This window comes from Streptomyces sp. NPDC093089 (genome assembly GCF_044754405.1).
Lineage (GTDB): Bacteria > Actinomycetota > Actinomycetes > Streptomycetales > Streptomycetaceae > Streptomyces.
The window spans coordinates 211,435-236,108 of the sequence record NZ_JBIVPA010000010.1 but is presented as its reverse complement, the minus strand read 5'-3'; the positions used below and the strand labels follow the sequence as shown (position 1 = coordinate 236,108).

Genomic DNA, 24,674 nt, shown 5'->3' with positions numbered 1-24,674 from the left:
GGGGGTGCATAGCGTCGCGGGGGTGGGTGAGCGGGCGCTTAGGAGGGTGGCGTGGTGGTGGAGAGGCTGACGGCGGAGGGGGCGCCGTTCGAGGTGGTGGACGGGGTGTACGCGAACGGGCCGCGGACGTTGCGGGAGTTCGTGGAGGTGGTGTGGGGGTACGGGGACCGGGTGTTCCTCGTGGGCGAGGGCGAGCGGGTCACCTATCGGGAGTTCTTCGACGCGGCCTGCGGGCTGGCGCGCAGGTTCGTCGGGGAGTACGGGTTGCGGCCGGGGGACCGGGCCGTCATCGCCATGCGCAATCTGCCCGAGTGGCAGGTGGCCTTCTGGGCCGCGCAGCTCGCCGGACTGGTCGCCGTACCGCTGAACGCCTGGTGGACCGAGGAGGAGTTCGCGTACGCGCTCGACGACTGCGCGCCGGGGATCCTGCTGGTCGACGGGGAGCGGGTCGGGCGGGTGCGGGCCTGGGCCGGCGGGCACGGGGTGCCCGGGATCGTCTTCCGGGGGGAGGCGGAGGAAGGGTTCGTCGCGTACGTCGCCGACGACGATCCGTACCTGGGCCCGCCGATGGTGGACGTGCTGCCCGAGCAGGACGCGACGATCATCTACACCTCCGGGACGACCGGGCGGCCCAAGGGGGCCGTGGCCACGCATCTCGCACACATCGGGGCCGCGACGAATCCTCGGTACTTCGCCGCCGCCGCGGCCCTCGCCCGCGGGGACCTGCCGGGCACCGGGCCCGCGCCGGTGTCGCTGACGACGTTCCCGTTCTTCCACGTGGCCGCCTTCACGTCGTTCTACGCGGTGATGGCGGCCGGCGGGACGTTGGTGACGATGCGGAAGTGGGACGCCGCCGTCGCCCTGGAGCTGATCCGGAAGGAAGGTGTCACGCATTACGCGGGCGTGCCGACCACCGCGCTCCAGCTGCTCGCGCTCGCCCGTGGGACGGGCGACGCCCTGGAGACCCTCACCCTGCTCAGCACCGGTGGCGCCGCCGCCCCGCCCGGCATCGTCGCCGGGCTCACGGAGGGGTACGGGCAGCGGATCGAACCGCGGAACGGGTACGGGCTCACCGAGACGTGCGGCGGGGTGCTGTCCAACGTCGGGGCCGAGTACCGGGCCCATCCGGGGAGCGTCGGGCGGCCCTCGCCGGTGACCGAGGTGCGGATCCACCGGCCGGACGGGACCGGCGTGGGGGAGCTGTGGCTGCGGGGCCAGTGCCTGATCCGCGGGTACTGGGGGAACGAGGAGGCCACCCGCGCCGCGTTCGCCGAGGACGGCTGGTTCAGGACCGGGGACCTCGCGCGCGTGGACGAGGACGGGCGGGTGAGCATCGTCGACCGGATCACCGACATGGTGATCCGCGGCGGGGAGAACGTGTACTGCGTCGAGGTCGAGGCCGTGCTGCACGACCACCCCGACGTCGTCGACGCCGCCGTGCTCGGCGTCCCGCACCCGCTGCTCGGGGAGGAGGTCGTGGCCGTCGTGCGGCTGCGCGCCGGCGCGGACCGTGACGTGGAGCGGCTCCGCGCCCATGTCGGGTCGCGCCTCGCCGTGTTCAAGGTGCCCGCCCGCGTCTACGTACGGGAGGGGGAGCTGCCGCGGAACCCGACCGGGAAGATCCTCAAGCGGGAGCTGAGGGCGGACGTCGGGGGCGAGTGACCCCGGAAGGTCGGGAGGGACGCGTCGGGGTGCCTGCTCCCGGGCCGTCCCTCATGGCCCCAGGTGGTCACGGGCCCGTCCCGTCCCGCGCGCCGCCCGTCAGTGGCGGGTGATGCGGACGCGGTAGGCGCCGGTGGGGTCTTCGTCGAGGACGGTGATGCGGATGCCGTTGGCGCGGTCGGTGAAGGTTTCGCCGGGGCGGTAGGGGGCGTCGGAGAGTTCGGCGTGGACGTTGGCGCGGCGGGTGCAGCCGCCGCTGGCGTGGTCGCTGTCGGAGACGGTGACGGGGCCGTGGCCGGTGTCGACGTCGGATTCGACGCGGTAGACGAGGACGCCCTGTTCGCAGACGGCCTCGTCGTTGCCGTCCTTGCTGCGGACCTCGACGGCGTAGCCGGAGGTGCCGGAGAGGGGGACGAAGGCGAGCTTGGGGCCGCCGGGGACGGCGAGGGGGGTGAGGGTGTAGTCGCCGGTGCCGGCGTCCGAGGCGCAGCTGACCTGGTCGTTGTCGAGCCAGCCGAGCTTCCATTTGTGCCAGCCGAGGAGGTCGTTGTTGGCGCCCCAGTCCTCGGACATGATGTCCCAGTGTCCGACGGTGCCGCCGCCGTCCGAGGTGTAGAGGTCGGGCAGGCCGAAGACGTGGCCGTTCTCGTGGGGGAGGACGCGGTAGCCGGTCTCGGCGAAGCTGCCGGAGCCGTCGTCCTGGCGGCTGTAGACGAAGGACGTGTTGGCGAGCGGGACGCCGTCGGCGTAGGGGGCGTCGTCGTTGCCGGAGAAGGTGACGGACAGGACGGTGTCGAGGGCGGAGGGGCCGGCGTTGGGCGTGACCAGGACGTTGACCAGGTCGTAGGCGCTGAAGTCGACCCGGGCGTCGGCGGCCTTGACGATGTCCTCGACGAGGGAGCGGTAGCCGGGCTCGTACGGTGAGCCGCGCTCGATCCCGTACGCGGAGAACGCCTTGGGCATGCGGAGCCAGTCGGGTATGGGGATCTCGGCCAGGTAGTGGAGGCGGCCGTACGAGCTGGTGCGGAACCAGTCGGCGGTCTGCGGGAAGAACTCGTCGAAGCGGCTGGTCGCGGTGCCGTCCCCGGGCGCGTCGGGGAAGTCGATCATCAGGTTGAGGGCCCTGACCTGGCCCGTGGAGCGGACGTATCCGGGGGCGGTGGGCAGCCCTTCCGACATCTGCACGCCCATCGTGGTGGCGATGCGGCACGGTCCCAGCTGGGCGCCGCCGGGTGCGGCGGCGATCGGGCCGGCCGTCGCCGGGGCGGGGCCGGGGAGGGTGGTGCTCGCGGAGGCGAGCAGCGTGAGGGAGAGGGCCGTGATCGCCGCCAGGGCGACGGGTCTGCGTATCCGTCGGCGGGGGTGCTGCATACGGGCGCCTCTCCGGTGGGGGCAGGTCTGCGGCGCGGGCCCCTCGTCGGGTCCGCGTCGTGCGATCAGCCTGTGGCGGGTGGAGGCGGGGCGCGCGCCGGGTGATCCGATCGTGGGTATTCCGCGACGGCGGGCGTCTGTGGTGCAGGTCACATCGGAGCGGGGAAATAACCGGGGACGTGGTCCCCGTTTAACCGTGTGTTCAGCGAAGTGGGGAATCCTTCCCCGGATGGTTCGAATGAGTGTGAGGAGGCCGAGGCGTGACCAGCACAGCCGACACCGCGCCCGCCCGCCGCGTACCCCGGCCGCGTGCCGACGCCCTGCGCAACCGCGAGCGGATCGTGACGGCCGCCCGCGAGATGTTCGTCGAGTTCGGCTCCCAGGTGCCGTACGACGAGGTCGCGCGCCGGGCCGGCGTCGGGAACGCCACGCTCTACCGGAACTTCCCGGAGCGCGCCGACCTCGTCCACGAGGTCGTCCTCTCGCTCATGGCCCGCGTCACCGAGATCGCCGAGAAGGCCGCCGAGGAGGAGGACGACACCTTCGCCGCCCTCCGCCGCTTCAGCCGCGGCGCCGCCGACGAGCGCGTGGGGGCCCTGTGCCCGATGCTCGACGGCGCCTTCGACAAGGACCACCCCGACCTCATCGCCGAGCGCGACCGCCTGGAGGAGGCCGTGCAGGGCCTCGTCGAGCGGGCGCAGCGGGCCGGCCGGCTCCGCACCGACGTGGGCGTCGGCGACCTCATGGTGGCGCTCTCCCAGCTGACCCGCCCGCTGCCCGGATCGGGCTGCGGCTCCTTCGACCAGTTCGTCCACCGTCATCTGCAGCTGTTCCTCGACGGCCTGGAGGCGCCCGCCCGCTCCGAGCTGCCGGGCAAGGCCGCGACCCTGGAGGACCTGAGACGCGACTCCTGCGCGCCGCCGGCGCAGTGACCGCAGTGGTCACAGTGACCGCCGCGATCGTCGTGACCACCGTGACCGACCCCGGGACCTGACTCGACCCGACCGGGCCTGACGACTCACGTCGGCGCCCGACGTCGCCCGCACTTTTCAGACCGTTTTCACCAGTACGCGCCAAGAGGTGGCTACACCCATGCCGAAAATCCCCGAGACCACCGCGATCCAGGCCGACCCCGGCCGCTGGAAAGCCCTGATCTTCATCGCCCTCGCCCAGCTGATGGTCGTGCTCGACGCGACGATCGTGAACATCGCCCTGCCCTCCGCCCAGCAGGACCTGGGGATCTCGGACGGCAACAGGCAGTGGGTCATCACGGCCTACGCCCTCGCCTTCGGCGGTCTGCTCCTCTTCGGCGGACGCATCGCCGACCTGTGGGGCCGCAAGCGCACCTTCATCACCGGCCTGATCGGCTTCGCGGCCGCCTCCGCCCTCGGCGGTGCCGCGACCGGCGAGGCCATGATGCTCGGCGCCCGCGCGCTCCAGGGCGCCTTCGGAGCGCTCCTCGCGCCGGCCGCGCTCTCGCTGCTCGCCGTGACCTTCACCGACGCCAAGGAGCGCGCGAAGGCCTTCGGCATCTACGGCGCGATCGCCGGTGGCGGCGGCGCCGTGGGCCTGATCCTCGGCGGCTTCCTCACCGAGTACCTGAACTGGCGCTGGACCTTCTTCGTCAACATCCCGTTCGCGATCGTCGCCGCCGTCGGCGCGTACCTCGTCGTCCGTGAGCCGGCCGGCGGCCGCAACCGCTCGCCGCTCGACATCCCCGGCGTGATCCTGTCCACCCTCGGCCTGGTCGCGCTCGTCTACGGCTTCACGCGCGCCGAGTCCGCCGGCTGGAGCGACGCGGGCACGATCGGCCTGTTCGTCGGCTCCGGCGTGCTGCTGATCCTGTTCGTCCTCACCGAGTACCTGGTCAAGAACCCGCTGCTGCCGCTGCGCGTCGTGACGGACCGCAACCGCGGCGGTGTCTACCTGTCGCTGGGTCTCGCCGTCATCGCGATGTTCGGCCTGTTCCTGTTCCTGACGTACTACCTCCAGGTCGTGAAGGGGTACTCGCCGGTCAAGACGGGCTTCGCGTTCCTGCCCATGATCGTGGGCATGATCGTCGGCTCGACGCAGATCGGTACGCGGCTGATGACCCGGGTCCCGCCGCGCCTGCTGATGGCCCCCGGTTTCCTGACCGCCGGCGTCGGCATGCTGCTGCTCACCCAGCTGGAGGTCGGCACCTCGTACGCCGGTCTGATCCTGCCCGCGCAGCTGCTGCTGGGTCTGGGCATGGGTACGGCGTTCATGCCGGCCATGTCGCTCGCGACGCTCGGCGTGGACCCGCGGGACGCCGGTGTGGCCTCCGCGATGGTCAACACCTCGCAGCAGGTCGGCGGCGCCATCGGTACGGCCCTGCTGAACACGATCGCCGCCTCGGCGACCACCGCCTACCTGGCCGACCACGCGGCCGGCGCGACCACCCCGGACGCGCAGAAGCTGGTCCAGCTCCAGGGCATGGTCGAGGGCTACTCCGCGGCCATCTGGTGGGCGGTCGGCATCCTGGTCGTCTCGGCCGCCATCGCCGCCGTGCTCATCAACACCGGCAAGCCGGGCGGCGGAGCCGTCGCCGGGTCCGGTGCGGACGCGGACGACGAGGTGCGGATCCCGGTCGTCGCCCACTGACGGCCCCGGGCCTCCTCTTCCGCGTTCCTGTACGGGCCTGCCCCGGCACCGCTTCCGCAGCGGTGCCGGGGCGGGCCCGTTCTGCCGCCGGTAGGCGCTTGCCGGCCGTCGGCCGGCCGTTGTCCGTCGTGCCGCTCAGCGGAGCCAGGGCAGGTCCGCGTTCGGGTCCGTCGGTTCGAGGCCTTCGGCCATCACGCGCATGATCGCGCCGAGCTGTTCCACCTGTTCGGGGGACAGGCGGTCGAAGAGGGCCTGGCGTACCGCCGCCACGTGGCCGGGGGCGTTGCGCCGGAGGACCTCCATGCCCTCGTCGGTCAGGCGGGCGAACTGGCCGCGCTTGTCGGAGGGGCAGTTCTCGCGCAGGACCCAGCCGTTGCCCTCCAGGCGGGCGACGGCGTGGGAGAGGCGGGAGCGGGTGATCTTGGCGCTCTTGGCCAGCTCGGTCATCCGCAGCCGGCGGCGCGGGGCCTGGGAGAGTTGGACGAGGAGGCCGTAGTAGATGTGCGGCATCCCGGCGTCGCGCTGCAACTGGCGGTCGAGGTGGTCCTCGAGGAGCGTGGTGGCGTGCAGGTACGCGCGCCAGACGTGCTGCTCCTCGTCGCTGAGCCAGCGGGGTTCGGTCATGTCTCCCATGGTGCCCATCGTACGACTCATTCTTGAAAGTTGAACTATGTCGGGTTACGGTGTGTGAGTAGCGAGCTTGAAGTTTCAATAACCTAGGAGTCGGAGGTCGTCGCCATGGATGCCATGGACGCCACGGGCATCACGTCGGAACGGATGCCCGCCCTGTACCTGTCCCACGGCGCCCCGCCGCTCGCCGACGACCCGGTCTGGCCCGGCGAACTCGCCGCGTGGTCCGCGAACCTGCCCCGCCCCGAGGCGATCCTCATGGTCTCCGCCCACTGGGAGGAGGCGCCGCTCGCCCTCGGCGCCACCGAGACGGTGCCGCTGGTCTACGACTTCTGGGGCTTCCCGGAGCACTACTACCGCGTCCGGTACGCGGCCCCCGGCGCCCCGCAGCTCGCCGACGCCGTCCGCAAGCTGCTCCGCGCCCCCGGCACCCCCGTGCAGGACATCCCCGACCGGGGCCTCGACCACGGCGCCTACGTGCCGCTCGTCGAGATGTTCCCCGGCGCCGACATCCCCGTACTCCAGATCTCCATGCCCACCCTCGACCCGCGCCGCCTCATGGACATCGGGCGCAGGCTCGCCCCGCTCCGCGACGAGGGCGTCCTGATCGTCGGCAGCGGCTTCTTCACCCACAACCTCGCCGCGCTCCGGCACACCGGGGGCGGCGTGCCGGGCTGGTCCGCCGAGTTCGACGCCTGGGGGCACGAGGCCCTCGCCGCGCAGGACGTCGACGCCCTCCTCGACTTCGAGCACAAGTCGCCCGCCGGCCGCCTCGCCCACCCGCGCACGGAGCACTTCGCCCCGCTGTTCGTCACGATGGGCGCCGCCGACGAGGCGGGCGACCTCGACGCCGAGCGGTCGGTCATCGACGGCTTCTGGATGGGCCTCGCGAAGCGGTCCGTGCAGTTCGGCTGAGCCGGGGCGGGACGCCGGTCGGTCCGGGCGGGCCTCGTGAGGGGTCGGTGCGGTGCGGCTGGGGCGGGCAGGGCGGCGGTACGGCTGGGCCGGGCGCGTCAGAAGGCGGGCGGGTTCAGTTCCACCGCGCGGGCGGCGGCGGCCAGGGCGAGGGGATCGCCCACGTCGAGCGCCGTGTCGGCGAACTTGATCGTGTGGTCGTCGCCGTGCGCCGCCGCCCGCTCGAAGACCTCCTCGGGGATCAGCGGGGTCGCCGCGTACGGGGCGGCCTCCCGCGGCGCGTACGCGGCGGTGACCGCGGCCGCCGCCGACCAGGCCGCCGCCAGGCTCGGCACCCACAGGTCGCGGGGGAGCGCGGGCAGGGTGCGCAGGACCGCGTTGGGCGCGGTCGCCGCGTGCACCAGCATGATCGGCTCGCCGTGGCCGTGGGTCGCGTACCGGTGCGTCGCCGCCGCCACCAGCTCGGTGAGCAGCGCCTTCGCCGTGTCGGGGTCGGGTGCCGCGCCCCACCGCGGGAACGCGGTGAGCTGGGCCAGTCGGGCCCGGATCCCGCCGTCCTGCCGCGGAACCGGCGGTACGGCGTCCAGCGCGGCCGCCGCCGAGGGCGCCGCGGCCGGCGGGGCGAGCGGCGGGAGCGGCTGGTGGCGGGCGGCCCAGTAACCCAGGGCGTGCGCCAGCTCGGCCCGTCGCGGGGCCGTCTCCTGCGCGCCGGGCGTCAGGAGGGTGCGTACGGCGTGCCCGGTACGGATCACCGGATGCGTCGCGCCGGCCGCGATGCCCGGGAGCAGCCGCGGCCACCACTCGGCGAGGACCTCGCGCCACGGGCGGTCCGCCGCCTCCCGGGCGAAGAACCGGGTCCAGTCCGTGATCCGCGACGGATCGCCGAGGGCCTCCCGCCAGGTCTCGGCCGTGACCGCGAGGACCGCGGGCGGCGCGTCCTCCAGCTTCGGCGCGTAACGGTCGAGCCAGCGGTGAACGGCCGGCGCCCGGCCGTGGCGGACGAGGGCCTCGACGGCCATGGGGGCGTGATTGGAGAGCCGGCCGTCGCGTTCGGGCCCCGAGGTGTGGAGCCGTTCGAGAGCCTCGTCGAGGGTGCCCGTGGTGTCGGTCATGGAGGCGACGGTAGGGCGGCGCCCCGTGCCGCCGTAACCGGCCGGGGACCTGGTCCGCAGGACCGAGGGGGCAAGACACCCCCTGGGGAGTGCGAGGGGGGCGAGGCAACCGTGTACCGGGCCGGGGCGTCTGAAGGGGTGGCGCCGCATGTGATCGCGGTCTCACCGACGGTGTGGTCGTGAACCCCCGCGAGGGGCGTCGAATCACCCTCCGTGCCCGGTCTGACCTGCACCTCCGTGGGTGCCGGCGGCATGCCCGCGCGGGCGGCGGCCGCGCAGGATACTGCATGATCGCGAAAATCCATGCGCCGGGTGGGAATTCTGTCCTGATTCCAGTCGTTGTTTCCGTCGGATGCAGGGCACCCGCAAGGGTGTCGCGACCTACTCAGCAAGGGAGCACGCATGGCAACCCGTGCCGTCGCCCGTCGTCAGACCTCCGCCTCGAGCGGAGCCGCACGGGCAAGCAGCGTTCGCGCCGTGGGCGGGGAGATCGCCGACCGCGACCTGGTCGGCATGTACCTCGACGAGATCGCGCGCACGCCCCTGCTCGACGCCGCCAAGGAAGTCGAGCTCTCCCAGACGATCGAGGCGGGCGTCTACGCCCAGCAGATCCTCGACCGGGAAGTGGAGAGCGAGGCCGGCGGCGCGACCCGCGAGGAGCTCGAAGCGCTGGTCGCCGAGGGCGAGCGTGCCAAGGACCTCTTCATCAAGTCCAACCTGCGGCTCGTGGTGGCCGTGGCGCGGCGCTACCCGCGCAGCGGGCTGCCGCTGCTCGACCTGATCCAGGAAGGGAACGCGGGCCTGGTGCGTGCCGTCGAGAAGTTCGACTACGCCAAGGGCTTCAAGTTCTCCACGTACGCCACGTGGTGGATCCGCCAGGCCATCACCCGGTCCATAGCCGACCAGTCCCGGACCATCCGCCTCCCCGTCCACCTCGTGGAGGAACTGGGCCGCATCCGGCGCGTCCAGCGCGAGTTCAACCGCGAGAACGGGCGCGAGCCCGAGCCCGCCGAGGTCGCCACCGAGCTCGGATCGACGCCCGAGCGCGTCACCGACGTCCTCGACTGGGCCCGCGACCCCGTCTCCCTCAACATGTCGGTCGACGACCAGGGCGAGACCCAGTTCGGGGACCTCCTGGAGGACACCTCCGCGATCTCCCCCGAGCAGTCCGTGCTCACCCTGCTCCGCAGCGAAGAGCTCGACGACCTCATCGACAAGCTCGACCACCGCACCGCCTCCATCATCCGCATGCGCTACGGCATCGAGGACGGCCGCGAGCGCACCCTCACCGAGGTCGGCAAGCAGCACGGGCTCACGCGGGAGCGCATCCGCCAGATCGAGAAGCACGCCCTCCTCGAACTCAAGAGGATGGCCCACGACACAGGCTTCGACGCCGTCGCCTAACCCCCACACCCCCAGGGGCCCGAGGAAACCTCCCCGGGCCCCTCGCCCATGCCCTTCCCCGGGCCCCTCGCCCTTCCCGGGCCCCTCGCCCATGCCCTTCCCCGTGCCCCTCGCCCTTCCCGGGCCCCTCGCCCATGCCCCGGCCCATGCCGTGTGGGCCAGCGCCCGCGCGCCGGCCTCCGGCCCGCCCGCCGTGGGCCGGGCCGGCCGAGACGTCCGTTGCGCCCGCAACAAGGTGGGTGGCCGGGGGTCAGGGGGTTGAGGTGGAGAGGCGGGTGGTGAGGGTGCGGATGTGGGTGATGAGGGGGAGGGGCCCGTGCACGGTGAAGTCGACGTCCATCATGGCGAGGCGGAGGGCGAGCCATTCGACGGAGTCGGCGACGCGGGCGCGGAGGCGGCACCGGTCGGGTCCGACGGGCGTGGGGACGAGGTGGGCGGGGAGGCGGGCGACGACGAACTCGACGGGCGCGGCGAACTCGACGTCGAGGTCGAGTTCGCCCTGGGCCCGGGCCATGGAGCGGGCCGTGTAGGTGGCGGCGTCGCCGGAGGGGAGCTCGCGCGGCGTGAAGCGGGCGCCCGTGGCGAGGGGTTCGCTGACGCGGTCGACGCGGAAGGTGCGCCAGTCCTCGCGCCCGAGGTCGTACGCGACGAGGTACCAGCGGCGTTCGGTGGAGACGAGCCGGTGCGGTTCCACGAGCCGCTTGGTCTCGGTGCCGTCGCCGGCGCGGTAGCCGAACCGCAGCCGTTCGTGGCCGGTGACCGCGCCGGCGAGGGTGGTGAGGGTGGCGGGCGTGACGGTGGCGCCGTCGCCGCGGGTGAGGGGGATCGTCGCGTTCTGGAGGGTGGAGACCCGGTGTCGGAGCCGGGTGGGCAGTACTTGCTCCAGCTTCGCGAGGGCCCGTACGGAGGCCTCTTCGATGCCCTCGATGGCGTGTCCCGCCCCGGCCCGCAGGCCGACGGCGATGGCGACGGCCTCCTCGTCGTCGAGGAGGAGCGGCGGCATGGCCGTACCGGCGACGAGGCGGTAGCCGCCGACCGAGCCGAGGGTCGCTTCGACGGGGTAGCCGAGTTCGCGGAGGCGGTCGATGTCCCGGCGGATGGTGCGCGGGGAGACCGAGAGCCGTTCGGCGAGTTCGCTTCCGGGCCACTCGCGCGGGGTCTGGAGGAGCGAGAGCAGGTTCAGGAGTCGTACCGGGGTGTCCGTCATGTCTCCCAGGATGCGGCCTATCTAGGACATCATTTGACCTAGATCGGTTCTATCGTCTTCTTATGAGTTCACACGACGCCGTCACGGAGGCGGCCCCCACGGACACGGCGGACAGGCGACGCTGGATCGCCCTCGCCATCGTCATGACGGCCGCCTTCATGGATCTGGTCGACGCCACGATCGTCAACATCGCGATCCCCAGCATCGAGCGGGACCTCGGCGCCTCCTTCGGGGCCATCCAGTGGATCACCGCCGGTTACGCGCTCGCCTTCGCGGCCGGTCTGATCACCGGCGGACGGCTCGGCGACATCTACGGCCGCAAGCGCCTGTTCCTCCTCGGCACGGCCGGCTTCACCCTCGCCTCGGCGCTCTGCGGCTTCGCGGCCAACCAGGAGATGCTGGTCGGCTCCCGCCTCCTCCAGGGCGCGGCCGCCGCGATGATGGTGCCGCAGGTCCTGTCGATCATCCACGTCACCTTCCCCGCGCACGAGCGCGGCAAGGTGTTCGGCATGTTCGGCGCGATCATCGGCCTCGGCGCGGTCTCCGGCCCGCTGCTCGGCGCGCTGCTCACCCAGTGGAACATCGCGGGCCTGGAGTGGCGGCCGATCTTCCTGATCAACCTGCCGGTCGGCATCGCCGGCCTGCTCCTCGGCCGGAAGTTCATCACCGAGTCCAAGGCGCCGAAGGCGCTCCGTCTGGACATCGTCGGCATGCTCCTGGTGACGGCCGCGCTGCTCATGCTGATCTACCCGCTGACCCGCGGCCGCGAGCTGGACTGGCCGCTGTGGGGCCACCTGATGATGGCCGGCAGCCTGGTCGTGTTCGGCGCCCTCGTCGCGTACGAGAAGTACAAGACGAAGAAGGACGGTTCGCCGCTCGTCGAGCTGTCGCTGTTCAAGGTGAAGAGCTTCGCCGCCGGCATCGCGGTGCAGCTGACCTTCGGTGTCGTGCTCGGCATCTTCTTCCTGGTCTGGACGCTCTACATGCAGATCGGGCTCGGCTGGAGCCCGCTGAAGGCGGGGCTCACCGGAGTCCCGTTCTCCATCGCCGTCTCGGTGGCCGCCGGTCTCTCGGTGCAGAAGCTGGTGCCGCGCTTCGGCCGCAAGGTCCTCCAGGCCGGCGCGCTCACGATGATCGCGGGCGTCCTGCTCTACTTCTTCGTGGCGGGCCGCTACGGCACCGGGATCCACCCCTGGCAGATGATCGCGCCGCTGGTGGTCATGGGCCTCGGCATGGGCCTGATCGTGGCCCCGCTGACGGACGCCGTGCTCTCCGAGGTGCCGCGCGAGCACGCCGGTTCCGCCTCGGGTCTGATCAACACGACCGGCCAGATGGGCAACGCGCTCGGCCTCGGCCTCGTCTCGGTCGTCTTCTTCGGCGTCATCGACGACAAGCACCTCGCCCAGGCGCCGGCCGAGGTGGGCGCGGCCTTCACCGACGCCTTCCAGAACTCCCTCGGCTGGGCGGCCGGCGTGCTCGCCGCGATCTTCCTGGTGATGTTCGCGCTGCCCGCAGAGCCGAAGCAGCACCTGGAGGGCGGCGACGGGGACGAGGACGCCCCCGAGTCCGTGGAGAAGGAGCCGGCGCTCGCCCACTGACGGGGAGCACCGCTCGCCGAAGGGCCCTGCCCGGGGACACCGCCCCGGGCAGGGCCCTTCGCCGCACCCCCGCGCTCCTCTGAGGAACTCGGGCGCGGCCGGTCGGCGGTACGGGCGTCAGCGGACCCGGGAGCGGGACTCCATCGCGTCGCGGGCCGCGTCCTCGGACTCGTACACCTCGCACATGTGCCGGCCGTCGGGGGTCGAGGTGTGCTCGACCTCCCACAGGCTGACCTCGCTGCCGTCGAGCAGCAGGAACTGGTGCTCGTAGAGGGTGAAGCCGGCGTCCCGGCCGCCTTCGACCGGGCAGTGGCGTCCGAAGGCCTGCGTGATGTGGTGCGCGAAGGCCAGCCGGAGGCGGCGGACCGTGCGCTCGCCCGGCCGGTCCGCGTTCTCCGCGCGCCGCAGGACGCGGCGCGCGTGGTCGGCGGAGTTGTCCGGCACGTACATCCGGGGCTGGGCGGGTATGGGGCGGGCGAGCAGGGCGCTCAGCAGCTCCAGGTCGTCGTCCTCGTCGAGGACGCGGCCGTCGGAGCGCTCGGCCGTCCAGCCCGGCAGCGGCCCGGTCGGCAGCCGGGACGCGGCGAGCCGGGCCTCCGACTCCTCCGCGTACAGCTCGTGCTGCCGGGCGCCGTCCCGGCCGGTGTTGTGCACGAGCTCCCAGAGGCTGAGCGCACTCCCGTCGGCGAGCAGGTACGTGTGGCGGTGGGTGGTGCGGTGCAGCGACGCGCTGTGGTGCGAGGAGTGCAGCGTGCTGGAGTGCGCGAGCGCCGAACCGAGGCGCTCGACGGTCGAGTCGGGCAGGTCGAAGGAGTTGAGCGCCCGGCCGAGGAGGCGCTCAAGGTGCGTCTCGGTCGTCTCGAAGGGATCGTGAGGATCCTGCGGATCGTTCAAGAGGGTCTCCAGGCCGTCGCCGCATGTCACTTGGTGCTTGCTTAACGTAGTCCCTGGGTCTGACATCGTGTCCGGGGTTCGGAAAAACGAAGGGCGCGCACCGGAAGTTCCCGCAGGTTCGGCGCCAACTCCCGTGGACTTACCGGAAGTACGCGTCCGCCGCCGGTCCGTACAGCTCGCGGTACGAGGGGAAGTCGCCGCCCGGACCGCGCCGGCCGCCCGGGGCCGCGAGGACGGCCCGGACGATCGCCCGGGTCACCAGGTCCGCGCCCGCCGCCAGGATCTCGTTCAGGGCGAGCGGCCCCTGCTCCGCCGGCAGCTCCCGCGCCCCGGTGGCGAGCGCGAAGACCGTGTCCCCGTCGTTCATCAGGTGGACGGGGCGCACCGCGCGCGCGATGCCGTCGTGGGCCGTGCCCGCGACCTTCCGCGCCTGGGAGCGGGTCAGCGCCGCGTCCGTCGCGACGACGGCGAGCGTGGTGTTCAGCGGCGGCGGCGCGGCTGTCCGCCGCGCCTCGGCGAGCCGCCGCCCGGCCGCCTCGTGGACCTCCGGCTCCGGGAGGACGAGCCGGCCGTCCGTGAAGTAGCAGCCGTACGGGACGCCGTTCGACGGGTCGACGACCGAGCCCGCCGCGTTGACGACCACGAGCGCGCCGACCGTGATCCCCGACTCCAGGACGGTGCTCGCCGTCCCCACCCCGCCCCGCAGCCCGCCGGCCACGGCACCCGTGCCCGCGCCCACCGCACCCGTCTCCACGCGCGCGTGGTCCCCGCTCGCAGCGGCCGCCTCCACCGCCGCCCGTCCCGTCGCCGCGTCCGGCCGGGCCGCGAAGTCGCCGCCGCGCCCCAGGTCGAAGACGCACGCCGCCGGCACCACCGGCACCACGTGGGACGGGTCGGGGCCCACCCGCACGCCCCGGTGCCGCTCCTCCAGCCAGGCCATCACCCCGGCGGCCGCGTCCAGGCCGTACGCGCTCCCGCCGGTCAGGACCACCGCGTCGATCCGCTGGACCACGTTCCGCGGGTCCAGGGCGTCGGTCTCCCGCGTGCCGGGCCCCCCGCCGCGCACGTCCACGGCCGCGACCGCCCCGCCCTCCGGGGCCAGGACCACCGTCGTCCCGCTCAGCGCCCCGGGCCCGGCCACGCGCGCGTGCCCCACGCGCAGCCCGCTCACGTCGGTGATCGCGTCCCGGCCGGCCGTCTCCTCGGGAAGTGTCATGTCCCCTGCCTACCACGGGGCTTGGCTCCCCGCGCCCGGGCCGGCGCTCCGCGCCCGGGCGGATGCGGCCCGGGCCCGTCGCGGCGGCGTCGTCCACCGGGCCGTCGAGCACGCCTCCCCGGTGTGCGCGGTCCGTCGCCCCTCAGGCCGTGGCCGTCGGCCGGGTCGCCGGGTTGTGTGCGGTCAGGGTCACGCCGATCGCGACGGCGGCGGCCGCGACCAGGCCGGCGGAGAGGACCGCCCAGCGGCCGGCGAAGGAGCACATGAGGATGGCGAACGCCGCGCCCGGGAGGACGAGTTGCTGGGCGATGCCGACCTTGAAGTAGCGGGCGTGGAGCAGCCACACGGACAGCAGGAAGACCGCCGACGGGATCGTCACCGAGGCGGAGGCGGCGAGGGTGGAGATGTGGGCCTTGCCGACGGACTGCTCGACGGCGATCTCCAGGCCCGCGCCGACGGCGGCGGCCGAGGTGAAGATGACGTAGTGGCCGTAGCCCCACAGGAAGCCCTGGCGGCTGGAGGTCAGCCGGGCGTGGGCGGGGACGACGAAGTAGATCCACCAGGCGGCGAAGACCAGCAGCAGGCCTCCGGCGGCGATCGGCAGCAGCTCGCCGAGCGCGTCGTGCTCGACGATGCCGGACTTCACGGCGACGGTCGCGGCGGCGACGGTCTCGCCGAGCACGATGATGGTGAACAGGCCGTACCGCTCGGCGATGTGGTGCGGGTGCCAGGTGCTCGGGCCGTCCTTCTCCGCGTACACGGGCACGGCCATCTCGACGAGCGCCATCACGAGGAAGACCCAGGGGCGGGCGGGCTCCGGGGCGAGGACCAGCGCCAGCCAGCCGACCTGGCAGGCGAGGACCCCGACCGCGTACCGCCGGCACATCGTCCGCTCGGCGGGATCGGTCGCGTGGTGCGCGGCCCGCAGCCACTGCGAGGCGAGCGCGACCCGCATGACGAGGTAGCCGAGGTAGACGACGAGGAAGTCGTGCTCCTGGGCGGCGCGCGAGACACCGGCGGCGAGGATGAGCACGCCGGCGATCTGGACGAGCGTGACGACCCGGTACAGCACGTCGTCGTTGTCGTACGCCGACGCGAACCAGGTGAAGTTCATCCACGCCCACCAGATCGCGAAGAACACCATCGCGTAGTTCGCGATGCCCTCCCCCGCGTGCCCCTCGGCGACCGCGTGCACGAGCTCCGCGCCCGCCTGCGCGACGGCCACGACGAAACACAGGTCGAAGAACAGCTCCAAGGGCGTGGCGGCCCGGTGGGACTCCTCGCGGGAGCGCGCGGTGAGAGGAAGAAGCGGTTGCGTCATGGCCCCAGCACATCAGAGCGGGCCACCCGCATGCCACGCGGACACGACGAGGGCGGCGCCGTGCGGGGGTGGGGGCCGCGCGCGGCGGTGTCGTTCGCCGGCGCGGCCCCACGAGGTCACGGCGGCGGTGTCGTTCGCCGGCGCGGCCCCACGGGCTCACGCTAGGGGGAGGGAAGCGGGGCGGGACGGTGCCGGAAGGCCCGAGGGGGAGGGCCGGAGGTCCCTGTCCCTCCGGCCCGCCGCTGACGGGACGTACGCCCCGCCGGACGGGACGACCAACGCCCGCCCGTCCGGCGACCATCGGCACTCACCTGCCCCTGGCGCCCCGGCGCAGCCTGGAAGGGCAAGGAAAGCCCGCGAAGAGGCAGGGAAGCGCCATGAGTTCCGTAGTCCGAGCCCAGGACGGCACAAGGGCGGGTGGGCCTGCCCCCTCGTACGACACGGCCTCCTCGTGCGACCCCGTCCCCTCGTACGACCCGGCCCCCTCGTACGACACGGAGCAGTACCGCCCCGGCAGGCCGATCACCGACTGGGAGCCCGAGAACGAGCTCTTCTGGAAGTCGATCGGCAGGAAGGTCGCCACCCGGAACCTGTGGATCGCGGTACCGGCGCTGCTCGTGGCCTTCGTCGTCTGGCAGGTGTGGTCGGTCACGGCGACCAACCTGAAGGACGTCGGCTTCGGCTACTCGACGTCCCAGCTGTTCTGGCTGACGGCCGTTCCCGGCCTGACCGGAGGCACGGCCCGGATCTTCTACACCTTCCTCGGCCCGATGGTCGGCCAGCGCCGCTTCACCGCCCTGTCGACCGTGGTGCTGATCGTGCCGCTGATCTGGCTCGGCATCGCGATCCAGGACCCGACGACCCCGTACGCGGTGATGGTCGCCATCGCGGCCCTCTGCGGCATCGGCGGCGCGAACTTCGCCTCCTCCCTCGCCAACATCGGCTTCTTCTTCCCCAAGGCGAAGAAGGGCAGCGCGACCGGCATCAACGGCGGTCTCGGCAACCTCGGCGTCTCCGTCGTCCAGCTGCTCACCCCGATCGTCATCACCTGGTCGACCATCGCGATCGGCTCGGCCCAGCACAAGGCCGACGGCACCCCCGTCCACCTGCAGAACGCCGCCTTCCTCTGGGTCCCGGTGGTGCTCGTCCTCGCCGCGGTCGCCTGGTTCGGCCAGAACGACCTGAAGGTCGCCGCCACCCCGTTCCGCCGGCAGAAGATCATCTTCAGGCGCAAGCACAACTGGCTGATGACCTGGCTGTACGTCGGCACCTTCGGCTCCTTCATCGGCTTCGCCGCCGCCCTGCCGATGCTGATCAAGACCACGTTCCCGGACCACTCGGTCGCCACCTACGCCTGGATGGGCCCCGCCGTGGGCGCCCTGGCCCGCTGGGGCGGCGGCTGGATCGCCGACAAGTGGGGCGGCGCCCGGGTCACGATCCTGTCCTTCGTCGGCATGGCCGCGTCGATCGTCGGAGTGATCGCCTTCCTGCCCTCGGGCGGTGACGGCGGCTCCTTCCGCGGCTTCTTCCTCTGCTTCCTCGCCGCGTTCTTCTTCTCCGGCATCGGCAACGGCTCGACCTTCCGCCAGATCCCCGTCATCTTCCGCGGCACCCACCTCAAGGGGCTCGACGAAGGCACTCCGGCGCACGCCAGGGCGCTGAAGCAGGCGGAGATGGAGTCCGGCGCCGTCACCGGCTTCACCTCGGCCGTCGCGGCCTACGGCTTCTTCTTCATCCCGGCGCTCTTCGGCTCGGTGGCCGTGACCAGCGCGATGTGGGGATTCGTCGCCTTCTACCTGAGCTGCACGGTCGTGACCTGGTGGTTCTACGCCCGCAAGAACGCCGAGGCGCCCAGCTGAACCGACACCTCCGAGGAAAGGCCCCGCCGCGGCGGGGCCTTTCCGCACGCCGGGTACGGGACTTCGGTCCGTCGACAGGTGACCAACGCCGACCGGAACGATCGATCGGGAGGAGTGGGATGGAAGCAGGCAACGACGCGATCGAACGAATCGAAGAAGGCGGTGCGGGCAGTGACTGCGACCCCTGCTGAAGCGACGGAAGCGACGGAAGCGACGGTGAACGGGCAGGCCTGGAAGGGCTTCAAGGGCGGACTCTGGCGGGACGCCGTCGACGTCCGCGACTTCATCCAGCAGAACTACACACCGTACGAGGGCGACGACTCCTTCCTCGCGGGGCCCACCGAGCGGACCACCGCCGTCTGGAAGACGATCACGGACGAGTTCCCCGAGGAGCGCGCCAAGGGCGTCCACGACGTCGCGTACGACGTCCCCGCCACCATCACCGCCCACGCCCCCGGGTACGTCGACCGCGACAAGGAACTGATCGTCGGCCTCCAGACGGACGCCCCGCTGAAGCGCGCGATCATGCCGTACGGCGGATGGAGGATGGTCGCCGGTGCCCTGGAGACCTACGGCTACCCGGTCTCCGCGGACCTGGAGAAGGTCTTCACCGAGTACCGCAAGACCCACAACGCCGGCGTCTTCGACGCCTACACCCCCGAGATCCGCGCCGCCCGCAAGGCCGGCATCGTCACCGGACTCCCCGACGCCTACGGCCGCGGCCGCATCATCGGCGACTACCGCCGCGTCGCCCTCTACGGAGTCGACCGCCTCGTCGAGGTGAAGGAGGAGGAGAAGGCGGAGCTCGACGCCCTCCCCGCCGGGAACCGCACCCTGGAGGAGACCATCCGGCTCCGCGAGGAACTGTCCGAGCAGATCAGGGCCCTCGGCGAACTCAAGACGATGGCCGCCTCCTACGGGCACGACGTCTCCGGCCCCGCCACCACCGGCCGCGAGGCCGTCCAGTGGCTGTACTTCGCCTACCTCGCCGCCGTGAAGGAGCAGAACGGCGCCGCGATGTCCCTCGGCCGGACCTCCACCTTCCTCGACGTCTACCTCCAGCGCGACATCGAGGCCGGTCTCCTCACCGAGGAGCAGGCCCAGGAACTCGTCGACGACTTCATCATCAAGCTCCGCATCGTCCGCTTCCTGCGCACCCCCGAGTACGACGAACTGTTCTCCGGTGACCCCACCTGGGTCACCGAGTCCATCGGCGGCATGGGCGAGGACGGCCGCCCGCTGGTCACGAGGACCTCCTTCCGCTACCTCCAGACCCTCTACAACCTCGGTCCGGCCCCCGAGCCGAACATGACCGTCTTCTGGTCGCCGCGGCTCCCCCGGGGCTTCAAGGAGTTCTGCGCCCGCGTCTCCATCGACACCTCCTCCGTGCAGTACGAGTCGGACGAGCTGATGCGCCCCCGCTTCGGCGACGACACCGCCATCGCCTGCTGCGTCTCCGCGATGCCCGTCGGCAAGCAGATGCAGTTCTTCGGCGCCCGCGTGAACCTCGCCAAGACCCTCCTGTACGCGATCAACGGCGGCCGCGACGAGAAGTCCGGCGCCCAGGTCGGCCCCTCCACCGGAGCCCTCACCTCGGACGTCCTCGACTACGACGAGGTCATGGCCAAGTTCGACGAGCAGATGGAGTGGCTCGCGGACGTCTACGTCCACGCCCTGAACGTCATCCACTACATGCACGACAAGTACGCCTACGAGCGCATCGAGATGGCGCTCCACGACCGAGACGTGCGCCGCACCATGGCCTGCGGCATCGCCGGCCTCGCCGTCGCCGCCGACTCCCTCGCCGCCGTCAAGTACGCGAAGGTCACCCCGGTCAGGGACGCGACCGGCCTCGCCACCGACTACGTCGTCGAGGGCCACCACCCGGCGTACGGCAACAACGACGAGCGCGTCGACGGGATCGCGGTCGGGCTGGTCGAGGAGTTCATGCGGAAGGTCCGCAAGCACCCCACCTACCGGAACGCCGAGCACACCCAGTCCGTCCTGACCATCACCTCCAACGTCGTCTACGGCAGGAAGACCGGCAGCACCCCCGACGGGCGCCGTGCCGGCGAGCCCTTCTCACCCGGCGCCAACCCGATGAACGGCCGCGACACCCACGGCTACGTCGCCTCGGCCCTCTCGGTCGCCAAGCTCCCCTACGAGGACGCCGAGGACGGCATCTCGCTGACCAGCACCGTCACCCCCGACGGCCTGGGCCGCACCCCCGAGGAGCGGATCAGGAACCTCGCGGGCGTCCTCGACGGCTACATGGCGAGCGACGGCTTCCACATGAACGTCAACGTCCTCGACCGCGACGTCCTCACGGACGCCATGGAGCACCCGGAGAACCACCCGCAGCTGACCATCCGGGTCTCCGGATACGCGGTGAACTTCGTCCGCCTCACCCGCGAACAGCAGCTCGACGTCCTGAACCGCACCTTCCACGGCTCGCTGTAGCCGTGTCCCCGCGCCCGGGGCCGGCGGCCCTCACCGCCGGTCCCGGGGCACGCCCGACACCTCCGAAGGAGGCCCTGCCATGACCAGCCTCGCCACCGGTCCCGCCACCGGTCCCGCCACCCCGGCCGCCGCGGCGACCCGGCGGCCCTCGGAGGGCTCGGTCCACTCCTGGGACCTGTCCACCGGGGTCGACGGCCCCGGCACCCGCTTCGTCACCTTCCTCTCCGGCTGCCCCCTCACCTGTCTGTACTGCCACAACCCCGACACCTGGCGGATGCGCGACGGCACGCGCACCTCCGCCGACGACGTGATCGCCGAGGCCGCCAAGTACCTCCGCTTCATCTCCGCGTCCGGCGGCGGCGCCACCGTCTCCGGCGGCGAACCGCTCCTCCAGCCCGTCTTCACCGGCGAGCTGCTGCACCGGATGAAGCACGAGCTCGGCCTCCACACGGCCCTCGACACCTCGGGCCTCCTGGGCGTCCGCGCCACCGACGCCCTGCTCCGCGACACCGACCTGGTCCTGCTCGACATCAAGTCCTGGGGCCCGGACACGTACGAGAAGGTCACCGGCCGGCCCCTGCGGCCGACTCTGGACTTCGCCCGGCGCCTCGCCGACCTCGGCCAGGAGGTCCACGTCCGCTTCGTGCTCGTCCCCGGACTCACCGACGACCCCGCCGACGTCGAGGGAGTCGCCGCCTTCGCCGCCGGTCTCGGCAACGTCTCCCGCGTGGACATTCTCCCCTTCCACAAGCTCGGCGAACCGAAATGGCAGGCACTCGCCATGCCGTTCACCCTGCACGACACCCCGTCCCCGACGCCCGGTCAGATCGCCGCGGCCCGCGAGGTCTTCCAGGCCCACGGCCTGAACGCCGTCTGAGCGACGCCCTCACCCAGTAACCACCCAAAACAGGAAAAACAGCCCGTACGGCCTTACCGTGGCGGCGTGACCGAGCCACCCCAGACAGTCGATCCGACCCCCGGGCCGGGCGATCCGACCCCCACCACCGCCGCCACCGGAGAACCCGCGGCCGCCGGAACCCCGCCGCAGACCCCCGCCGCCGTGCACCGCCGCGCGACCCTCGCGGGGACCGCCGTGTCCGTGCTCCTGATCATCGCGATCGTCTTCGGCAGCCGACTGCTCCGCGACTTCGACTCGGCCCTCCTGCCCTACGCCGTCGCGACCGTCTTCCTCGCCTTCGGCGTCGCCCACCGCTACACCGTCTGGGTCTCCGCCCCCGCCGCCCGCCGCCTCTTCCGGCAGGGCTGGCGGTCCTTCTTCTCCGCCGCGAACTTCCGCCGGGCACCCACCGCCCTGCCGAAGATGATCGCCACCTACCTCGGCTTCCAGAAGTTCCTCGGCGCCCGCTCGCACGCCCGCTGGGCCGCCCACCAACTCGTCTTCTGGGGCTGCCTGCTCGCCGCCGCCATCACCTTCCCCCTCACCTGGGGCTGGTTCACCTTCACCTCGTCGACCGGCTCGGGACCCGGCTACGAGATGCGGATCTGGGGCTTCAAGGTCATCGGATTCGACTCCCTCAGCGTCCTCGGCTGGCTCATGTTCCACGGCCTCGACATCGCCGCCGTCCTCGTCATCGCCGGCGCCTCCTACTTCCTCTGGCGCCGCATGAAGGACCGCGGAGCCATCACCGGCCAGCGCTTCGCCTACGACCTGGTCCCGCTCATCTGCCTCGTCGTCATCTCGGTGACCGGGCTCCTGCTGACCTTCTCGTCGATCTTCCTGCACGGCGGCGGCTACGAGTTCCTCGCCGTCCTGCACATGGTCTCCGTCGTCTTCACCCTCATCTACATCCCGTTCGGGAAGTTCTTCCACATCGTCCAGCGGCCCGCCGCCGTCGGCATGCAGCTCTTCAAGTACACCTCCCGCCGCAAGGACGAGGCGGTGCTCGCCTGCCGCCGCTGCCACGAGCCCATCGACACCGCCCCCTACGTCGAGAACCTCCAGGGCACCATGCGCGACCTCGACCTCGGCTTCGACGCCTGGGCCGAGTACTGCCCCCGCTGCAAGCGCGTCCTCCGCGGCAACGCCTACCTCGACCACGTGAAGAAGGGCTTCAAGTGACCGCGACCGACCCCGCGACCACCCCCGGCCGGCCGCTGCCGCTCGACCCCTCCCTCGCCCCGCCCGGCACCCGCCAGTTCCGCGACGCCGGCGGGATCCCCGCGGACCGCTGGCACGCCGACCAGAACGGCGAGACGCTCGTCCCCACGCACTGCTGCTTCTGCGGGGTGCAGTGCGGGATGTACCTGCGCGTCGACCGCGGCGGCAAGGTCTTCGGCGTCGAACCCCGCAACCACGACATCAACCGGATGCGGCTGTGCCCCAAGGGCATCAACGCCTACCAGCAGGTCAACCACCCCGACCGGCTCACCGCGCCGCTCATGCGGCGCAACCGCGACGAGGAGTTCCGCGAGGTCGGCTGGGACGAGGCGCTGGACCACACCGTCGCGGAGATCCGCCGCATCCAGGGCGAGTACGGCAACGACGCCTTCGGGCTGCTCGGCGGCGCGAGCCTCTACTCGGAGAAGACCTACCTCGTCGGCAAGTTCGCCCGCGTCGCCCTCAAGACCCGGCACGTCGACTACAACGGCCGCCTCTGCATGGTCTCCGCCGCCGGAGCGAACAAGCTCGCCTTCGGGATCGACCGCGCCGGGAACCCGTTCTCCGACATCCTCCTCACCGACTGCCTCCTCATCGCGGGCTCCAACGTCGGCGAGTGCTTCCCCGTCATGACCCAGTACCTGTGGGGCGCGCGCGACCGGGGCGCCACGCTCATCGTCGTCGACCCGCGCGAGACGGCCATCGCCCGCACCGCGGACGTCCACGTCGCCCTCAAGCCCGGGACCGACTCGGCCTTCTTCAACGCCGTGCTGCACGTCGTCGTCGCCGAGGGCCTCGCCGACGAGGCCTACCTCGCCGCCCACGCCACCGGCTGGGACGAGGTGAAGAGCACGGTCGCCGCCTACCCGCCCAGCCGCTCCGCCGAGATCTGCGGCGTGCCCGAGGAGCAGATCGTCCAGGTCGCCCGGATGTTCGCCGGCGCGGGCAGGGCCATGGCCTGGCACGCCCGCGGTGTCGAGCACCACTCCCAGGGCGTCGAGAACTGCCTGACCATCATCAACCTCTGCGTCGCCACCGGGAACATCGGCAAGCCCGGCGCCGGGTACGGCACCATCACCGGCCAGGGCAACGGCCAGGGCGGCCGCGAGCACGGCCAGAAGTCCGACCTGCTGCCCGGCGGCCGCTCGATCACGAACCCCGAGCACCGCCGGCAGATCTGCGAGATCTGGGGCATCGACGAAGCCGAACTCCCGCTCGCCGGCACCTCCATGATGGAGATGGTCTGGCAGATGCAGCGCAAGGAGATCCGCGGCCTCGTCGGCATCTGCAACAACCCCTTCGTCTCCCTGCCGAACTACGCCACCGTCAAGGACGGCTACGACACCCTCGAGTTCCACGCCCAGTTCGACTTCTTCCTCTCCGAGACCGCCGCCAACGCCCACGTGGTCTTCCCCGTCACCGTCTGGGCCGAGGACGAGGGCGTCATGGCCAACGCCGAGGCCCGGGTCGTCAAGCACAACAAGGCCCAGGAGCCCCCCGCCGGCGTCCGCACCGACACCTGGGTCATGTGCGAACTCGCCCGCCGCCTCGGCGCCGGGGACAAGTTCGAGTTCCCCGACTCCCGCTCCGTCTTCGAAGAGCTCCGGATCGCCTCCGCCGGCACCGTCAACGACTACTACGGCATCACCTACGAACGCCTGGAGGAGACCGGCGGCATCGCCTGGCCCTGCCCGAGCACCGAGCACCCCGGCACCCCCCGCCTCTTCGAGAACGGCCGCACCTACCACCCCGACGGCACGATCCACCTGCAGGTCGTCGAATGGCACCCGCCGATGGACCCGTACAGCGAGGAGTACCCCCTCTCGCTCACCACGGGCCGCACCGTCGCCCACTTCCTCTCCGGCAACCAGACCCGCCGGCTCGGCGCCCTCGTCGAACAGACCCCGCGCCCCTGGGTCGAGGTCCACCCCTCCCACGGCTTCCGCAACGGCGAACCCGTCCGCGTCGTCACGCGCCGCGGCAGCGAGGTCTTCCCCGCCCTGGTCACCGAGGCGATCCGCCCCGACACCGTCTTCGTCCCCTACCACTGGCCCGTCCCCACCGCGGCGAACGCGCTCACCATCGACGCCCTCGACCCCCGCTCCAAGATCCCGGAGTACAAGGTCTGCGCCGCCCGCATCGAGGCCGCCGAACGCGTCGACGAGGTCCCCGCGCCCCCCACCGCCCCCGGACACCAGGCCTACCCGGAGACCCAGGTCTCCCGCACCGACCCGCTGCCCCCGACGTCTTCCCAGGGCCGCGGCACCGCGGAGAGGAGCTGACC

At 72.1% G+C, this 24,674-nt stretch carries 18 protein-coding genes; 11 read left to right on the top strand and 7 right to left on the bottom strand.

Features of this window, described 5'->3' with window-relative positions:
* Positions 1-51 precede the first annotated feature (51 nt).
* Entirely contained in the window at positions 52-1,662 is a 1,611-nt protein-coding gene (locus ACIQFX_RS24440) for a class I adenylate-forming enzyme family protein (protein WP_402467034.1), read from the top strand.
* A gap of 99 nt (positions 1,663-1,761) precedes the next feature.
* Here ACIQFX_RS24440 and ACIQFX_RS24435 read toward each other — a convergent pair whose 3' ends face one another.
* Entirely contained in the window at positions 1,762-3,033 is a 1,272-nt protein-coding gene (locus ACIQFX_RS24435) for a M6 family metalloprotease domain-containing protein (RefSeq protein ID WP_402467031.1), read from the bottom strand.
* A gap of 260 nt (positions 3,034-3,293) precedes the next feature.
* On the opposite strand from ACIQFX_RS24435, the gene ACIQFX_RS24430 reads away from it, so the two are divergent.
* Both ACIQFX_RS24430 and ACIQFX_RS24425 read left to right on the top strand, forming a co-directional pair.
* Positions 3,294-3,965, top strand: coding sequence for a TetR/AcrR family transcriptional regulator (locus ACIQFX_RS24430; protein ID WP_402467029.1), 672 nt, complete (start codon positions 3,294-3,296; stop codon positions 3,963-3,965).
* A gap of 160 nt (positions 3,966-4,125) precedes the next feature.
* Complete coding sequence (locus ACIQFX_RS24425) at positions 4,126-5,655, top strand: MFS transporter (protein WP_402467027.1); 1,530 nt, start codon at positions 4,126-4,128, stop codon at positions 5,653-5,655.
* A gap of 135 nt (positions 5,656-5,790) precedes the next feature.
* Here ACIQFX_RS24425 and ACIQFX_RS24420 read toward each other — a convergent pair whose 3' ends face one another.
* Positions 5,791-6,297, bottom strand: a complete 507-nt coding sequence (locus ACIQFX_RS24420) for a MarR family winged helix-turn-helix transcriptional regulator (RefSeq protein ID WP_402467025.1) — start codon at positions 6,295-6,297, stop codon at positions 5,791-5,793.
* Positions 6,298-6,402: 105 nt separating this feature from the next.
* On the opposite strand from ACIQFX_RS24420, the gene ACIQFX_RS24415 reads away from it, so the two are divergent.
* A complete protein-coding gene (locus ACIQFX_RS24415) occupies positions 6,403-7,200 on the top strand; it encodes a dioxygenase (RefSeq protein WP_402467413.1) in 798 nt (265 codons plus the stop codon).
* A 98-nt stretch (positions 7,201-7,298) separates the two neighbouring features.
* Here the strand turns inward: ACIQFX_RS24415 and ACIQFX_RS24410 are convergent, their stop codons facing one another.
* Positions 7,299-8,312: a questin oxidase family protein gene (locus tag ACIQFX_RS24410; protein WP_402467022.1), complete on the bottom strand. Its 1,014-nt coding sequence runs from the start codon at positions 8,310-8,312 to the stop codon at positions 7,299-7,301.
* Positions 8,313-8,714: 402 nt separating this feature from the next.
* Here ACIQFX_RS24410 and ACIQFX_RS24405 point away from each other — a divergent pair, with 402 nt between their 5' ends.
* Complete coding sequence (locus ACIQFX_RS24405) at positions 8,715-9,716, top strand: RNA polymerase sigma factor RpoD/SigA (RefSeq protein WP_402467020.1); 1,002 nt, start codon at positions 8,715-8,717, stop codon at positions 9,714-9,716.
* A gap of 250 nt (positions 9,717-9,966) precedes the next feature.
* On the opposite strand, the gene ACIQFX_RS24400 is transcribed toward ACIQFX_RS24405, so the two are convergent.
* Positions 9,967-10,923 (bottom strand): helix-turn-helix transcriptional regulator, encoded by a 957-nt coding sequence (locus ACIQFX_RS24400; protein WP_402467018.1) that lies wholly within the window; start codon positions 10,921-10,923, stop codon positions 9,967-9,969.
* 62 nt (positions 10,924-10,985) lie between these two features.
* Here ACIQFX_RS24400 and ACIQFX_RS24395 point away from each other — a divergent pair, with 62 nt between their 5' ends.
* Entirely contained in the window at positions 10,986-12,521 is a 1,536-nt protein-coding gene (locus tag ACIQFX_RS24395) for an MFS transporter (RefSeq protein ID WP_402467016.1), read from the top strand.
* A gap of 117 nt (positions 12,522-12,638) precedes the next feature.
* Here ACIQFX_RS24395 and ACIQFX_RS24390 read toward each other — a convergent pair whose 3' ends face one another.
* The 3 genes from ACIQFX_RS24390 to ACIQFX_RS24380 form a co-directional block, all read right to left on the bottom strand.
* On the bottom strand, positions 12,639-13,481 hold the full coding sequence (locus tag ACIQFX_RS24390) for a DUF6227 family protein (protein WP_402467013.1): 843 nt from the start codon (positions 13,479-13,481) through the stop codon (positions 12,639-12,641).
* 73 nt (positions 13,482-13,554) lie between these two features.
* A complete protein-coding gene (locus tag ACIQFX_RS24385) occupies positions 13,555-14,631 on the bottom strand; it encodes a P1 family peptidase (RefSeq protein ID WP_402467011.1) in 1,077 nt (358 codons plus the stop codon).
* A 142-nt stretch (positions 14,632-14,773) separates the two neighbouring features.
* Positions 14,774-15,952, bottom strand: a complete 1,179-nt coding sequence (locus tag ACIQFX_RS24380) for a low temperature requirement protein A (protein WP_402467008.1) — start codon at positions 15,950-15,952, stop codon at positions 14,774-14,776.
* Positions 15,953-16,329: 377 nt separating this feature from the next.
* Here ACIQFX_RS24380 and ACIQFX_RS24375 point away from each other — a divergent pair, with 377 nt between their 5' ends.
* The 5 genes from ACIQFX_RS24375 (at position 16,330) to ACIQFX_RS24355 (ending at position 24,672) form a co-directional block, all read left to right on the top strand.
* Positions 16,330-17,811: an MFS transporter gene (locus ACIQFX_RS24375; protein ID WP_402467005.1), complete on the top strand. Its 1,482-nt coding sequence runs from the start codon at positions 16,330-16,332 to the stop codon at positions 17,809-17,811.
* A 162-nt stretch (positions 17,812-17,973) separates the two neighbouring features.
* The gene (gene pflB, locus ACIQFX_RS24370; RefSeq protein ID WP_402467003.1) at positions 17,974-20,271 is read left to right on the top strand and encodes a formate C-acetyltransferase; all 2,298 of its coding nucleotides are present in this window, start codon (positions 17,974-17,976) and stop codon (positions 20,269-20,271) included.
* A 79-nt stretch (positions 20,272-20,350) separates the two neighbouring features.
* Positions 20,351-21,148, top strand: coding sequence for a pyruvate formate-lyase-activating protein (pflA, locus tag ACIQFX_RS24365; protein WP_402467001.1), 798 nt, complete (start codon positions 20,351-20,353; stop codon positions 21,146-21,148).
* A gap of 66 nt (positions 21,149-21,214) precedes the next feature.
* Positions 21,215-22,351, top strand: coding sequence for an MFS transporter (locus ACIQFX_RS24360; RefSeq protein ID WP_402466999.1), 1,137 nt, complete (start codon positions 21,215-21,217; stop codon positions 22,349-22,351).
* A complete protein-coding gene (locus ACIQFX_RS24355) occupies positions 22,348-24,672 on the top strand; it encodes a molybdopterin oxidoreductase family protein (protein ID WP_402466997.1) in 2,325 nt (774 codons plus the stop codon). Before ACIQFX_RS24360 ends, ACIQFX_RS24355 begins: the two co-directional genes overlap by 4 nt.
* The last annotated feature ends 2 nt before the right edge of the window (positions 24,673-24,674 follow it).

What these genes read in the sequence shown, in the direction of transcription:
- ACIQFX_RS24435 (WP_402467031.1), bottom strand. Translation starts at nt 3,033, where the DNA reads ATGCAGCACCCCCGCCGACGGATACGCAGACCCGTCGCCCTGGCGGCG.
- ACIQFX_RS24425 (WP_402467027.1), top strand. Translation starts at nt 4,126, where the DNA reads ATGCCGAAAATCCCCGAGACCACCGCGATCCAGGCCGACCCCGGCCGC.
- ACIQFX_RS24420 (WP_402467025.1), bottom strand. Translation starts at nt 6,297, where the DNA reads ATGGGCACCATGGGAGACATGACCGAACCCCGCTGGCTCAGCGACGAG.
- ACIQFX_RS24415 (WP_402467413.1), top strand. Translation starts at nt 6,403, where the DNA reads ATGGACGCCACGGGCATCACGTCGGAACGGATGCCCGCCCTGTACCTG.
- ACIQFX_RS24410 (WP_402467022.1), bottom strand. Translation starts at nt 8,312, where the DNA reads ATGACCGACACCACGGGCACCCTCGACGAGGCTCTCGAACGGCTCCAC.
- ACIQFX_RS24405 (WP_402467020.1), top strand. Translation starts at nt 8,715, where the DNA reads ATGGCAACCCGTGCCGTCGCCCGTCGTCAGACCTCCGCCTCGAGCGGA.
- ACIQFX_RS24400 (WP_402467018.1), bottom strand. Translation starts at nt 10,923, where the DNA reads ATGACGGACACCCCGGTACGACTCCTGAACCTGCTCTCGCTCCTCCAG.
- ACIQFX_RS24395 (WP_402467016.1), top strand. Translation starts at nt 10,986, where the DNA reads ATGAGTTCACACGACGCCGTCACGGAGGCGGCCCCCACGGACACGGCG.
- ACIQFX_RS24390 (WP_402467013.1), bottom strand. Translation starts at nt 13,481, where the DNA reads ATGTCAGACCCAGGGACTACGTTAAGCAAGCACCAAGTGACATGCGGC.
- ACIQFX_RS24385 (WP_402467011.1), bottom strand. Translation starts at nt 14,631, where the DNA reads ATGACACTTCCCGAGGAGACGGCCGGCCGGGACGCGATCACCGACGTG.
- ACIQFX_RS24380 (WP_402467008.1), bottom strand. Translation starts at nt 15,952, where the DNA reads ATGACGCAACCGCTTCTTCCTCTCACCGCGCGCTCCCGCGAGGAGTCC.
- ACIQFX_RS24375 (WP_402467005.1), top strand. Translation starts at nt 16,330, where the DNA reads ATGAGTTCCGTAGTCCGAGCCCAGGACGGCACAAGGGCGGGTGGGCCT.
- pflA (WP_402467001.1), top strand. Translation starts at nt 20,351, where the DNA reads ATGACCAGCCTCGCCACCGGTCCCGCCACCGGTCCCGCCACCCCGGCC.